Source organism: Bradyrhizobium sp. sBnM-33 (assembly GCF_032917945.1).
Taxonomy (GTDB): domain Bacteria; phylum Pseudomonadota; class Alphaproteobacteria; order Rhizobiales; family Xanthobacteraceae; genus Bradyrhizobium.
The window spans coordinates 1,424,340-1,438,305 of the sequence record NZ_CP136624.1 but is presented as its reverse complement, the minus strand read 5'-3'; the positions used below and the strand labels follow the sequence as shown (position 1 = coordinate 1,438,305).

Here is a 13,966-nt window from a genome sequence, read left to right as displayed (position 1 = left end):
CGAGCTAGATGACGCCGGACAGGCCACCGCTCCATTTGCTGGCGCAAGGACGCTGTCATCAACCGGATTACCGGCGCGATAGACGTTCACGTTATCCAGTTTGATGGACTGGAAAAATTCTCCGGCGAGGGCAGCCGCGCAGAAGCCTCAAGGAATTTTATCCGCTGTGTAGCGTGGTCTACGTGTTGCTTTTCAGTAAAGACTTATCGGGTCTTTCTGAGATCGAGTGCCCTGTGAATAGCCGGGACAAACCGTCCAATCCTAGCTTTGCTACCCTGCATTGTGTCACCGTGTAGGCTCCCGATTCGCAAGGAGATCGAAAATTACCGATGTTGACTGATATTTTTGCTCACCGTTACGCACAACCCCGTATGTGGGAAACGTTTTACGAGGAGCACCGCCGCCTACTCGTGCAGGGTACCAGCTCCTGAACGATATTTGCCCGTACTTCGTGGACGGGAAAGTAGACAAGCAAGGGAAGGATTTTTGGAAGCGGATACACGATTTGCTTGCGAGAGAGCTTGGTCTGAAGGAACTAACTCCGCAGTACTGGGGCTTTTACGACAACCAAAATATTTGGCGGGGCCTTGAAAACAACGGTGCGGAGAGGTGCGAGAAGTGGATGCTAACGCCTTTCGACGGCAAGATGTCGGCTGATCGGTTTGTCAAAGAGCGCCTCAGCCTATTTGAAATCGGCTTTCGTGAGCACGAGAATTTCGTGGCGGGACTGAACGCTAAGCTCGCGGAGAATATCGCAACAGCTGAGATATACGATAAGACGTTTAAAGGCGTGGGGCTTCGGGTACCGGGCAACACCGCCGATAGTGTAAGAGCGGCAAACGCCGGTTTGAACGCTAAGTTTCAGGGGGCAGTAAATGAACTAAATGCCCGCTTTCGCCAAGCGAGTTGCCAGTTGCACTACCACAACGGCTTTATTCAAATCTCTGAAGACCAAACGGTCGCACAGGAAATTGAGACGCCTTTCTGGAAGTTGGTGGCAGAGCCAAAGTGGGACAACGTGGACCACGACATAAAGGAGGCTATTGATTTGCGTGATACGGACGGGCGCGATCCGGCCTTCTATGCTGCCCGCTCACTGGAAAGCACCATCAAGATCATCTCGGGCGAAAAGCAACTGACCACGGGCAAGGAGAAAGGCGCTCACAACTACATTGATAACCTGATGGGCGCGAAACTCATCGAGGTATGGGAGATGGAGGCGCTGAAGCACTTCTTCACGAAGGTCCGCAATCCTTTTGGACATGGTCCCGGCGCTGCGCCCATGCCGAGCCTCACCAGACCAACTGGGCTATTGAGAACTCCATGATCTGGATCAAGAGTCTTATTCGCAGGATGTAACGCACACCCTAACGACAATTCGACTGGATGTCGCATGGCTTGCCCTCCAAAATTGTCGAGACTTCCCGTCGCCGCGTTATTCACAGCCACAATTCGCCGTGGTTCCGGCAACGGCCGACTACCAGCTATAGCGCGATTTGCGCCAAGCCCGGCGACCGGCTTTGATAGGCGATGGGCACCAAGTCACGGGAAGCTATTTACGGCGCGTCGGTTCGGGCTGCCGCAGAACAGGCAGCGGAGGCACGCAGGACCGCTGACCGTTTGGGGTGCGAGGCGTGGAAGAAGCGCATGCTCGGCTTTCAGGGTCCGGCGCAGCCATCACCCGCGCTCGGCGACGCGATCAATGCCGGGTTTGGCTATCTCGAAGTAAAATGCCTTGGCTGCAACACGCATCAGACCGTTGCCCTCGACATCGTGCGGCGACCGAAGGCAACGCCGATCCATGAACTGGAGCGCTACATGCGGTGCAAGGATTGTTCAAAGCTTCAGGGACGGCCGTAGAAGCGGAGCCATCTGGTGGCGCTGCGCACCACCAAGATCACCGCGAGCGATCCGCCCTCGACGTGGTGGCCGGGTGAACGATGACTTAAAATGCTTAAACCGCTGCCATCGTTTGTCTTGGGCGTTTTGATTGCCACGCCGTGGCCTCCGTTGTTGCGCTTTTCTTTGCGAGCGATGCAACGCACATATGGGATATCCTAAAGCTTGCGATGCAGGGTGTCGGCGCCCTAGTGATTGCCCGACTAGCTGTCGTTTGGGCAATCGAAACGTTCAAATCTCAAAGAAGCTGGGAGAGAGAGGCGTCGACCTTCGCGAGCACGCTCTCGGCCCTTCGTGAACTGGACCGTGCTAACGACATAATGTGGAACGAGGCCATCGGTGCCAAGCTTTACACCGACGAGTATCTTGATGAGGCGAGTAATTGGTGGACATCAGCAAAAAAGAAGTTCGATGATGCTGCGGCAGCCGCCATCTTTCTTCCCTCTGAAATTTCATCGATCATTCTGCAGGTAGAAACCGATCTCGCGAATATTCGCCGCTATGACACATACGGCGAATATCTCGAGAGCAGAGGGTATTTGGTTTCAGAGGCATTAAAGAGGTTAGAGCGAAAGAAGCACCTGCTCTGATCCATCAGGTCACTGCAATGTGCAATCTATTCGATCACCACAAACCAAGAAGCTATCCGCGCGCTGTTCCGCGTGATCAACCGCTACGTCGGCAACCTACGACCGATGCCGGGCGCTTTCCCGTCGGTTCTCGACTTCTTGAATGCCCAACCGGCGCTGACTGTCCTGCCGGACTTCAATTGGAAAGAGAAGCCGGTCGGCATGTTTGGGATACCGTAGCACCTCTCGGCCATTTGGAACGGGATCAGGTCCTAGTGGCCGTAAGCCGCTGGTTAGTGAATGCGGCGTTCCCAACACAGCAGCCACTCTGGCTTCACGTCAAGCGCATGGCACAGCTTTATGAGTTCGTTCGGGTAGAGCGGCGCGCGCCCGCGCTCCCACTGCATGATCTGTGCCTCACAGTAACCCGTCAGTGCGGCGAGTTCTCGGCGATCCATGTGGGCCCTAGCCATCGCGCGCGACAGGCGCTCGCCGATCCGCTGTTGCTTGGCGACGTAGTTCTCCTTGAGCATCGTCGCGCCTCCCTGGTCTCAATCCAGCCTACATCTAAACCCCGGACGTTTCACGCGACAATTCGCGCCACCAGGCGAAGAGGCCCCGTGGTTGGACTATTGACGGGCACCGCGCGTACCAGGTTAATCGGCCCCATGTGCAACCTCTTGTCTGATTGCGGTTGCTGGCACAAGGGTTCAGCTCGTTACCGACAGCCTGCGAGGCTCGCTCTTGTCTACGAGGTCGACGTTCATAGCCGCCTCACGATGGTAGTCCGAAGATCGGGAGCTGCTATCTATTAGGCGCGTGCTGCAGGCACAGAGGTTGCAGCGCAGTCACCCCGACCTCGTCCTCGCAGGACGTCGTTCCGCCTTTTCGGCGGATCCGCTGAATTGCTAATCGATCATGCGGTCGCCTCCTCGCAGGTCCATCGGAACTCGCTTCCATCTGCCCAGATCCGATGCATCACGATCGCTAATTTTCGCGCGACCGCCACGACTGCTCGGCGAAGACCGCGTCGCTTGGCCACCCTTACACCCCAGGCTTTCAATGCAGACCAACGCTGGGTGCGGGTTAGAAGTGCAAGCGCTGCCTGATAAAGTATGGTCCTGAGCATCACATCGCCGCACCTCGAAATAGCGCCATTCCGATCGCCAGATGCGTATTTGCGTGGCGTAAGGCCAAGATGCGCGCCAACATCGCGGGAGCGTTGAAAGCGATCCGGGTCATCAATAGTTGTTAGAAACGTGATTGCCGTCAGTGCGCCTACGCCTGGTATCGTCATGAGCCGCTGGCATGTCGGTTCGCGGCGTACTATTTCAAGTACCATCTTGTGTAGGACGCCGTACTGTTCACGCAGCGCGGCTCGAGCCACAAGCGTTGGGCGCAGCATCGCCGCGAGTTGTGGATGGCCATCTGTGAGTTCATTCGTTTGCTGCTCAAACGTTACTTGAGATATACGACCAGACAGCTTTAAGCCGAAGACGCGTAAGACGCCCCGAATTTCATTCTCGATATCGATCTGCTTAATCAAAAGCGTCTTGCGATTATTGAGAAGCATTCGTAGCTCCTGGCTCACGTCACCCTTGATATGAACAACGGTGTACCAGCCGACCCGCATTACCTGCGCAATAGCGCGAGCGTCGTTTCGATCGGTCTTAATCGGCATCGTCCTAGTCACGCCGCGCAGTCTTCGGGGGTCGATGCAGACTGCGTGTAAGCCGGCAGCACGCAGTTCGCCGTACAGCCAACGAGCGAGACCACCAATCTCAATCCCGACCTTGGCAATGGGCAATCCGCTTTCGTTGAGCCAGGCAACAATAGCCTCCGGTTCCGAAAATGTTTTGCCCTCGCGAATGACGACGCCATTCTCGTCCACAACACAGATAGCCGTCTCCTTTAGCGAAACATCCAGACCGACATAGTGCTTCATGTTCCCGCTCCTGCTGCCGCCGGCTCGCCGGCTTCCCTTCCAGGCTGAGCCTTTCGAGCAGCAACTGCAATCACCCCATCTATTCAATCACCACCAACCAGGAAGCCATTCGCGCGCTCTTTCGGGTGATGAATCGCTATGTTGGCAACTTGCCAGCAATGCCCGGCGTATTTCCAGATTATCCCGCGCCAGTCGTGCGCAACGCCGGCGCCGAGCGCGAGCTAGTCTTGATGCGCTGGGGCATGCCGCCACCGCCGCGGACCGGCGGGCCGCCAGTGACCAACATCCGCAACACGTCCTCGCCGCACTGGCGCGGCTGGCTGAAGCCGGAAAACCGCTGCCTGGTGCCGTTCAACAGCTTCGCTGAGTATGCGCCGGAGCCGAACGCCGAGACCAAGAAAAAGGACGTCGTCTGGTTCGCGATCAATGAGGATCGGCCGCTCATCTGCTTCGCGGGCATCTGCACCGAGTTCAAGGGCGACCACGGGACGAAATCGAAGCCGATCCCCGGACCGCATCAGGTCTACGGTTTTCTGACGACGTCGCCACCACATCAACACCGGACTCATGCACTGCAGCAACTAGCTGCGCTATTCGATCACTCTGTCGGCGCTTTCCTGAAGGCCTGGCCCAGTCGTTGAGTGTGGTCGCCACCTCCTTGTAACGCGCCATCGCCCACACGCCATAGCGTTCGATCCAGATCACCGGGCCGGCGTCGCGGAGCGTCCCATGCGCGGGATATGGCATTTCCCGCCAGCCCTGTCTCCAAGGGGTCAACATGCGCAATGGGTATTGCAATCCAGCAAACAGCCAATTTCCTGTAACCTTCCGATTGCGACCCGAATTAATTAGTCTTAACTTTGAGATGCAGGTCTTTGCTTGGCCGATCAGGGCAAGACGGATTTCGGCCCCAGCGGTGATTGCCATGAGCAACCCCCAAAGCGTTCTTATCGTCGACGATGAGCCGAATATCTTACTCTCGTTGGAGTTCCTCATGAGGAAGACCGGATACGAGGTCAGAACGGCTAAGGATGGCGAGGAGGCTTTAGCCGAGATTTTGCAGGCGGCGCCCGACCTGGTGCTGCTCGACGTCATGATGCCGAAGATCGACGGATTTTCGATTTGTCAGCAAATCCGGGCCAATCCCGCGTGGAATGACGTGCGCATCATCATGCTCACCGCCAGGGGCCGCGACGTCGAGCGGGAGAAAGGGCTGGCCCTTGGCGCCGACGACTATATCACCAAGCCATTCTCGACCAAGGACGCGATAGCGCGAGTCGAGGCCGTGCTCGCTCGCGCCCGAAAGACGGAAAGGCAGTAAGGCACCCGTAGAGGTCTTCATGCTAGCGCCCAGCCGTACGCGCGAGCTTCTGGTCGCCCTGTTTCTGCTCGGGGCGGTTCTATTAGCACCGCCGCTCCTGATCATCTTCAACCAGGCGGCCAGGGTTTTCGGCGTACCGACGCTCTATCTCTACCTGTTTACCGTCTGGGCAGTCCTCATCGCGCTCGTTGCCTTCGCGGTCGAGCGCCGGCATGCGGCCAACGATCTCGCCGAAGCCGATGCGAACGTAGCAGACAAGGAATCCGGGGAAGCAGCGGGGGAGCCCAGCGATGCTTAGCGGCCCCGTCATCATCACCGTCGCCTTTCTTTATCTCGGCCTGCTGTTTGCAATCGCCTATTATAGCGACAAGCGTGCCGACCAAGGGCGGAGTCTGATCGCCAATCCCACCATCTATGCCCTGTCGATCGCCGTCTACTGCACCTCCTGGACGTTCTACGGCTCGGTCGGCAGGGCTGCGTCGACGGGCGTCGATTTCCTGCCGATCTATCTCGGCCCGACACTCACCTTCATCGTTGCCTGGTTCGTTATCCGCAAGATCATCCGCATCAGCAAGGTTAACCGCATCACGTCGATCGCGGATTTCGTCGCCTCGCGATACGGCAAGAGCTTTCAACTCGGCGGTCTCGTCACCGTTATCGCGGTGGTCGGCATACTTCCTTACATCTCGCTGCAGCTCAAGGCGATATCGACCAGCTTCTCGGTGCTGCTGGACTATCCCGAGATCGTGATGCCGACCACTCCGGCGAGCGCTCTCTTCCTGCAGGACACAGCCTTTTACGTAGCCCTCATCATGGGCGTATTCGCGATCCTGTTTGGGACGCGTCACATCGATGCGAGCGAGCACCATGAGGGCATGGTCGCCGCTATCGCTTTCGAGTCAATCGTCAAGCTTGTTGCATTCCTCACTGTTGGCCTATTCGTAACGTTCGGCATTTATGGCGGCTTCGGCGAGATTTTCGCACAGGCCGAGGCCTCCGGGGCGTTGAGTAGGCTGTTCATCATCGACGGCGTCGCGGCTTACACCAGTTGGATCACTCTGACGCTGCTTGCAATGGGCGCCATCGTCGTATTGCCGCGTCAGTTCCAGATGCTGGTGGTGGAGAACGTCGACGAACGCCACCTCAGGAAGGCGATGTGGCTGTTCCCGTTGTATCTCCTGCTCATCAACATCTTCGTGCTGCCGATCGCGTTCGCCGGGTTGCTGCATTTCCCGCAAGGCGGGGTGGATGGCGATACCTTCGTGCTCACCGTGCCGATGAAGGAACAACGGCCCATTCTTGCGCTGATCGCCTTCATTGGGGGGCTCTCGGCCGCGACCAGCATGATCATCGTCGAAACGATCGCGCTCGCAACCATGGTCTGCAACGATCTTGTCATGCCTCTGCTCCTGCGCGTCGGCCGCTTGCATCTGTCGGAACGCAGAGACCTTGCCGGAATCTTGCTGACAATCCGCCGCGCCACGATCATCGTCGTTGTGTTGCTTGGCTATGCCTATGTGCGCTTGATCGGCGAGTCGTATGCACTGGTGACGATCGGCCTCGTCTCTTTCGCGGCCGCGATGCAGTTCGTGCCGGCGATCGTTGGCGGCATTTACTGGAAAGGCGCCACCAAGGCCGGTGCGGTCGCAGGACTTACGGGCGGGTTCCTGGTGTGGATCTACACGCTCCTTTTGCCATCTTTCGCGCGCTCGGGCTGGATCAGCCAGAGCTTCGTCGAGAATGGCCCATTGGGCCTTGCCCTCCTCAAGCCGTACGCGCTTTTCGGACTCGCAGGGCTGGACCCGATCGCGCACGCCACGATCTGGACGCTGCTGGTGAACGTTGGGCTCTTTGTCGGGGTCTCGCTGATGACGTTCCAGTCCATTATCGAACGTAGTCAGGCGGTACAGTTCGTTGAAATCTTCAAACGATCCGCAGACGTCGGGGGCGTATGGCGGGGTCGCGCGACGATCGGGGATCTCAAAGAACTGCTGGTCCGCTTCATGGGAGAAGCGCGTGCGAACGCGGCTTTCGCGCGTTTCGAGCGCGAGAACAAACGACACCTCCACGATCATGGTTCGGCCGACTCGGACATCGTCTCCTATTCGGAGCGCCAGCTCGCCGGCGCCATCGGCGCTGCCTCCGCCCGCATTATGGTCGCCTCGGTATTGAGGGAAGAGATGCACAACATCGACGAGGTCGCGCAGATTCTGGATGAAGCCTCGCAGCTCGTCGTCTACTCGCGACAGCTCGAGCAGAAGTCGCGGGAGCTCGAGGCGGCAACGGCGGAACTGAGAGCCGCCAACGAGCGCCTCAAAGAGCTCGACAAGCTGAAAGACGATTTTGTTGCAACGGTGAGCCACGAGGTTCGCACCCCGCTGACCTCGATTCGCTCGTTCAGCGAAATCTTGCGGGACAACCCGGATCTCGACGCCGATCAGCGCCATAAGTTCGTAAGTATTGTCGTCCAGGAGAGCGAGCGACTGAGTCGGCTCATCAACGACATTCTCGATCTCGCCAAGATGGAGGCGGGCACATCAGAATGGCATATGGCGGACCTCGCTCCGAAGGCGGTCATCGAGCAGGCACTCGCCGGTATGGCTGGCCTCTTCGCCAAGGCGCGTCACGTCTCGCTCGAGACCAGGATCCCCGACGATCTTCCGCCAATCCGGGCTGATGCGGATCGCTTCACACAAGTAATTGTGAATTTGATCTCCAACGCGGAGAAGTTTTGCGCCAAGGAGAACGGCTGGATCCGGCTTGAGGCTTGGCAGGAGGCTGGCTTCCTCCGCGTTGATGTAAAGGACAACGGCATCGGCATCGCCAAGAAGGACCAGGAGAAGATATTCGAGCGCTTCCAGCAGGCTGGCAATACGCTTACGGACAAGCCGCAGGGCACCGGGCTTGGTCTGCCCATCTGCAGGCAGATATTACTACGCTTTGGCGGCGCCATCTGGGTTGACAGCGAGCCTGATCACGGGGCGAAATTCTCTTTCCGCATCCCCCTGTCTCACTCGGGTGCGGAAGCGGGCGCCGCAACATTCGAGACGGCGCAATAGCACCCTGTCACTTTAGCTCTTTCAGGCTGAGCGGTCGTACCTCAATGCGCGGCGCGACTGCGTCCATTCATCGCAGGCGACCACTTTGTCGTCTCCATCCAGCATTCATCCGGTCAGGGAGGCATAGACTAACCTCCTACGATAAACAGCTAAGTCGACGCCATTGCCGGAAAATGCTATTGATCGAGGTGCACAAAAGAGCGGGCGGCGAGTTTCGCCAGTGTCGGTGCATGTGTCGCATTCGGATCAGCGACCGACAATCGCTGGTCCGCGATAGCCGTGAGCGTTGAACGCGCCCGTACAAACACGGGGGCCACAAATGTCAATTCAAGCAACTATGGATGAGGTGGCGGCGCGAGGCCATCCGATGAGCCGCGAAGAAAAAAAGGTTATCCTTGCCTCTTCGCTCGGTACCGTTTTCGAATGGTACGACTTCTACCTCTACGGCGCTTTGGCCGCCATTATCGGCGCGCAGTTCTTCAGCCAGTACCCCGAGGCAACGCGCAACGTCTTCGCGCTGCTGGCGTTTGCCGCGGGCTTCCTGGTGCGTCCGTTCGGCGCGCTGGTGTTCGGCCGGCTGGGCGATCTCGTTGGACGCAAGTACACCTTCCTCATCACCATCTTGATCATGGGTTTGTCGACCTTCCTGGTCGGCTGCCTGCCAAGCTACGAATCGATTGGGTTCATCGCGCCGGTAGCGCTCATTGCGTTGCGCATGGCCCAGGGTCTCGCGCTCGGCGGCGAGTATGGCGGTGCGGCGATTTACGTTGCGGAACATGCACCTCCCGGAAGGCGCGGCTTCTTCACGAGCTGGATCCAGACCACCGCGACGCTCGGTCTTCTGCTTTCTCTGATCGTCATCATGTTCACGCAGATCTACGTGAACGCGAACTTTGCCGAGGTGACGACGGCGGCTGGAGCGAAAATCACACCCTTCGCTGCGTGGGGCTGGCGCATTCCGTTCCTGGTCTCGATCGTGTTGCTCGGCGTCTCCGTGTGGATCCGTCTGCAGATGCAGGAGAGCCCTGCTTTCCAAAAGATGAAAGAGGAAGGCTCGTTGTCAAAGGCGCCGTTGACGGAAGCCTTCGGGCAGTGGAGAAACGCCAGAATCGCGCTGCTCGCTCTTTTCGGCCTCGTCGCCGGCCAGGCCGTCGTCTGGTACACAGGCCAGTTCTACGCGCTGTTCTTCCTGCAGAACATTTTGAAGGTCGATACCTTCACGGCCAACGTGATGGTTGCGTGGTCGCTTGTCCTTGGCACCGGCGGTTTCATCGTGTTCGGCGCGCTTTCCGACAGGATTGGTCGCAAGCCGATCATTCTGGCGGGGTGCCTTATTGCAGCGGTCACCTACTTCCCGCTCTTCAAGCTCCTGACCGCGACGGCCAACCCGGCGCTGCATGCGGCCCAGGTGAACACACAGGTCACCATCATCGCCGACCCCGCCGAATGCTCGTTCCAGTTCAACCCGACCGGCACCGCCAAGTTTACGAGCTCCTGCGACATCGCCAAGGCGCTGCTAGCACGCAGTTCGGTGAACGCAACGACGGTCAACGCGTCGGGCGGTACGGTCGCCAAAGTGAGGATTGGAGACAAGGAATTCACCGCCAACGATCCGAACTTCGCCCGAGATGTCGGTGCGGCCCTGACCGCGGCCGGATATCCTGGCGCCAGCAATCCTACGATCGCGCGGATTCCGATCGACCCGAAAGCAGGGCTGGCCAATTTCGCTGGGATGTTCGACATCTTCAGCGCGCAGAAATTGACCATCATCGGCATCCTGACCATCCTGGTGATCTATGTGACGATGGTCTACGGCCCGATCGCCGCGGCTCTGGTCGAGTTCTTCCCGACCCGCATCCGCTACTCCGGCCTGTCGCTGCCCTACCACATCGGCAACGGCTGGTTCGGCGGCCTCTTGCCAGCCACATCGTTCGCGATGGTGGCCCAGACCGGCGACATCTATTTTGGCCTCTGGTATCCGATCGTGGTGGCACTGATGACCTTTGTGATCGGTCTGATGTTTGTGCCGGAGACCTACAAACGGGACATCTTCAAGCAGTAACATGCTGTCCGGAGCTTCCAGGCGGTGGACCGGAGCGAACGATCGATCCGGTCTATCGCAGCCAGGTCCATTGAAGGCAGATAATCATCAACCGCATGAGCGCCTCGCCTGAGGCGCTCATGAGCCTGTCGGGGGAGGGCAGAATGACCCGATTTCAACGCATACTGTCGCTTACTGCCGCCTGCGGTGTCATTGCCATCGGCATCGCCTACGTGATCCTGGTGCTTTTCCGCTGAGATCAGGCAGAAGTCTTGCACGGCGGCTGGCAGGACATGTCTCGCTTGTGGGGCTTGTATCATTGCTGATCCGGATCGGGTGCGGCAAGCCGCTGTCTATGCTACAATATCAAGATGTTGATTGCCCTGCTTGCCGACATCCATGGCAACCGTGAGGCGTTGACGGCTTGCCTTGCCGACGCCCAGCGCGCCGGAGCCGATCGGTATGTGTTTCTAGGCGACCTCGTCGGCTACGGTGCAGATCCGGCGTGGGTCGTGGATCGCGCGGCGGAGATGGTACAGGCCGGCGCCGTTGCCGTTCTCGGAAATCACGACGCGGCGGTCTTGAGTCCGAGCGAAACCATGAACGCCACCGCCAATACGGCAATCGCATGGACGCGTACGCGGCTCAAAGACGCACACCGATCGTTCCTCACCCAGCTTCCACTGACCGCTGAGGAAGGTGATCGACTTTATGTCCACGCAAGCGCCAGCGCGCCGGACACATGGATCTACGTGCTTGGGCCGCGCGAAGCCTTCCAGAGCTTTCGGGCGACCCGCCATCGCCTCACTTTTTGCGGCCACACGCATTTTCCAGCGCTCTTCAATGAGAGCGCTCTGACGCTCCCGCAGCACCACGTTCCGGCCGATGACAAGCCGATCCCTTTGCTCGGGCAGCGCCGATGGCTCGCGGTGCTTGGCGCAGTCGGCCAGCCGCGCGACAACAACCCGGCCGCCTGTTACGGGCTCTTCGACGACGCGCGCAACAGGCTCACCTACGTGCGCGTGCCCTATGATGCCGAATTGGCCGCGCGCAAGATTCGCAAAGCGGGGTTACCGGACTTTCTGGCCTCGCGACTGACAATGGGGATCTGATCACGTGGCGAAGGCGCAGCTGACGGTTGGTATGACAATCGACGGCTTTCGGCTGGACGAGCGCATCCACCGCGGCGGCATGGCGGATATCTGGCGTGTCAGCCGAAACGATATCGACTTTCCGATCGTCATGAAGTTGCCTCTCCTCGATTTCGAGGGCGACATCTCGTTGATCGTCGGCTTTGAGGTCGAGCAGATGATCATGGCGGAGCTCAAAGGCCCTCATGTACCGCGATGGGTCGCGAACGGCGATTTCGCGGTGCAGCCCTATATCGTGATGGAACACATCACGGGGCCGACGTTGCTGAAAAGCCTGGATCAGATACTCCCGATCGATAGGATCGTAAGCATCGGCGCGGAAGTGGCCGCAGCCCTCTCGGATCTACATCAACAGGACGTGCTGCACCTGGATCTCAAACCGGCCAACATTATTTTCCGCCCGTCCGGCGCGGCCGCCCTGGTCGACTTCGGCTTGTCGCGTCACAAGCATCTGCCCGATCTTTTGGAAGAGCAGTTCCATCGGCCGGTGGGAACGACCGAATACATGGCACCCGAACAACTCTTCCGGGTCCGGTCCGACAAGCGCAGCGACATCTATGCGCTTGGCGCGATCCTCTACCAGTTCGCGACGGGGCGGCTTCCGTTCGGAGTACCCGCGCGCATGCGCAAGGTGCGCCGCCGCATATGGCGCGATCCGATTCCGCCGCGCGCCTTACGGCCTGATATTCCACCGGGCCTGCAGGAGATCATTCTCAAGTGTCTCGAACCCCTGCCCGATGCCCGCTACGCGCACGCCGAGGATCTGATGTTCGACCTGCGCCATCCGGACCTTGTCGTGCTGACCGAACGCGGCGAGCGCATACAGCAGAGCGACTTCCGAACGACCCTCGCGCGAAGGCTCCGTGCGGCAATGACGATGCGGGAGATCGTTGCGAGTGCGACCAGATCCCCGCCGCGTGCTCCCATCATTCTGGTGGTAGTCAGTCTGCGTCCCGGCCTTGATGAGGTGAGACACGCTCTGCTCGACGCCAGCGCATCGGTGCTCGCGAACATGCCAGGAGCGCGTCTCGCCTGCGTCAGCGTAGTGCCGACGTCCCTCATCGCCATCGACGACAACGTCGACGCGGCGGGGGACAATATTCACGTCCAAAGGTTGGTCGAGTTGAGAAACTGGGCGCGGCCGCTCCAGCTGCCAAGGGGAAAGATCACCTTCCATCTTCTTGAGTCACGAAATGTTGCCGGCGCCATTCTGGATTTTGCACGGTCGAACAAAGTGAATCACATGATCATCGGTGCATCGACGACGGGGGGCGCTTCCGCCAAGGTTAGCGCCCGAATTACCGCCGAGGCGCCGTGCACCGTGACAGTCGTTCGTGCCGCAAGCGAGACCGATCGCCCTGACGAAGTTCAGCTAACGGCCCGGGGGGGCAATCAAATCCTTTCGCACTAGGTGCAAGGCCGGTCAGAGTGACACCATGGGTGCGGCAGGTGGTGGGGTTTGTCGGAGGACGATGAAGCGGCAGCACATTCAACCTGGAGCCCATCGAAAGGTGGGAGATGAGTTGGACTTGCTCGAACCAGACGCACAGATGCTCCGAGCTTGGGAGGTGTATCAGTTCAAAGCCGACATTCGGGGTCATGTTCCAAGATATTCGTTGTGGGGAGGCCGCGTTCTCCCCAAAGAACGCATCTCCGTCGGAAAATCCACCGTAAACTACGATACAAACTTCGAGGCTTGTCGTTCTGGTGGGAGAGGAAGTGAGTTCGAGTCGCCTTCATGCAAGTCAGCGTGTTCTACCGGAATTTTGTACCAACAAGGATACCGCTGCTTCAGCGCGCCTCGATGCCCGAGTCGTTTATCATCCGATCGCTTTTCTTAACGAACGATCTCCGGCTCTTTCAGCTCGCTGCTAAGCCAATGAGAAATCTTGCGCCATGACCCGTCGAGGGGCCTTGGACCCTAGGAATAGGCTCAAATGGCCGCATGGTCCCGTCATCTTCTCCAACAATTCGGCCGGTG

The 13,966-nt window shown here is 58.7% G+C and carries 11 protein-coding genes and 2 pseudogenes; 11 read left to right on the top strand and 2 right to left on the bottom strand.

Features of this window, described 5'->3' with window-relative positions; genetic code table 11:
* Positions 1 to 451: 451 nt before the first annotated feature.
* The 4 genes and pseudogenes from RX328_RS06760 to RX328_RS06745 all read left to right on the top strand — a co-directional run.
* Positions 452 to 1,327 carry an AbiJ-NTD4 domain-containing protein gene (locus tag RX328_RS06760; protein ID WP_312018091.1) on the top strand — a complete coding sequence of 292 codons (876 nt, stop codon included), beginning with the start codon at positions 452 to 454 and terminating at the stop codon, positions 1,325 to 1,327.
* A 203-nt stretch (positions 1,328 to 1,530) separates the two neighbouring features.
* Positions 1,531 to 1,944 (top strand): annotated as a pseudogene (locus RX328_RS06755) (hypothetical protein).
* Between the two features lie 56 nt (positions 1,945 to 2,000).
* Complete coding sequence (locus RX328_RS06750) at positions 2,001 to 2,489, top strand: hypothetical protein (protein WP_213254110.1); 489 nt, start codon at positions 2,001 to 2,003, stop codon at positions 2,487 to 2,489.
* A gap of 12 nt (positions 2,490 to 2,501) precedes the next feature.
* Positions 2,502 to 2,612 (top strand): annotated as a pseudogene (locus RX328_RS06745) (SOS response-associated peptidase); the annotation flags it as partial.
* 149 nt (positions 2,613 to 2,761) lie between these two features.
* Here RX328_RS06745 and RX328_RS06740 read toward each other — a convergent pair.
* Both RX328_RS06740 and RX328_RS06735 read right to left on the bottom strand, forming a co-directional pair.
* Positions 2,762 to 3,001, bottom strand: a complete 240-nt coding sequence (locus RX328_RS06740; RefSeq protein ID WP_213254111.1) for a helix-turn-helix domain-containing protein — start codon at positions 2,999 to 3,001, stop codon at positions 2,762 to 2,764.
* Between the two features lie 383 nt (positions 3,002 to 3,384).
* Positions 3,385 to 4,413, bottom strand: a complete 1,029-nt coding sequence (locus RX328_RS06735; protein ID WP_317258631.1) for an IS110 family transposase — start codon at positions 4,411 to 4,413, stop codon at positions 3,385 to 3,387.
* A gap of 128 nt (positions 4,414 to 4,541) precedes the next feature.
* Here RX328_RS06735 and RX328_RS06730 point away from each other — a divergent pair, with 128 nt between their 5' ends.
* The 7 genes from RX328_RS06730 to RX328_RS06700 all read left to right on the top strand — a co-directional run bounded on the left by RX328_RS06730 (position 4,542) and on the right by RX328_RS06700 (position 13,396).
* On the top strand, positions 4,542 to 5,054 hold the full coding sequence (locus RX328_RS06730; protein ID WP_410734013.1) for an SOS response-associated peptidase family protein: 513 nt from the start codon (positions 4,542 to 4,544) through the stop codon (positions 5,052 to 5,054).
* 137 nt (positions 5,055 to 5,191) lie between these two features.
* The gene (locus tag RX328_RS06725) at positions 5,192 to 5,734 is read left to right on the top strand and encodes a response regulator transcription factor (protein WP_213257124.1); all 543 of its coding nucleotides are present in this window, start codon (positions 5,192 to 5,194) and stop codon (positions 5,732 to 5,734) included.
* 19 nt (positions 5,735 to 5,753) lie between these two features.
* Positions 5,754 to 6,032 carry a hypothetical protein gene (locus tag RX328_RS06720; RefSeq protein ID WP_213257123.1) on the top strand — a complete coding sequence of 93 codons (279 nt, stop codon included), beginning with the start codon at positions 5,754 to 5,756 and terminating at the stop codon, positions 6,030 to 6,032.
* Positions 6,025 to 8,793 (top strand): sensor histidine kinase, encoded by a 2,769-nt coding sequence (locus RX328_RS06715; RefSeq protein ID WP_213257122.1) that lies wholly within the window; start codon positions 6,025 to 6,027, stop codon positions 8,791 to 8,793. The genes RX328_RS06720 and RX328_RS06715 overlap by 8 nt, the downstream gene beginning before the upstream one ends.
* A gap of 367 nt (positions 8,794 to 9,160) precedes the next feature.
* Positions 9,161 to 10,855, top strand: a complete 1,695-nt coding sequence (locus tag RX328_RS06710) for an MFS transporter (protein WP_213257121.1) — start codon at positions 9,161 to 9,163, stop codon at positions 10,853 to 10,855.
* Positions 10,856 to 11,205: 350 nt separating this feature from the next.
* The gene (locus tag RX328_RS06705; RefSeq protein WP_213257120.1) at positions 11,206 to 11,946 is read left to right on the top strand and encodes a metallophosphoesterase family protein; all 741 of its coding nucleotides are present in this window, start codon (positions 11,206 to 11,208) and stop codon (positions 11,944 to 11,946) included.
* A gap of 4 nt (positions 11,947 to 11,950) precedes the next feature.
* Positions 11,951 to 13,396, top strand: coding sequence for a serine/threonine protein kinase (locus RX328_RS06700; RefSeq protein ID WP_213257118.1), 1,446 nt, complete (start codon positions 11,951 to 11,953; stop codon positions 13,394 to 13,396).
* Positions 13,397 to 13,966 lie beyond the last annotated feature (570 nt).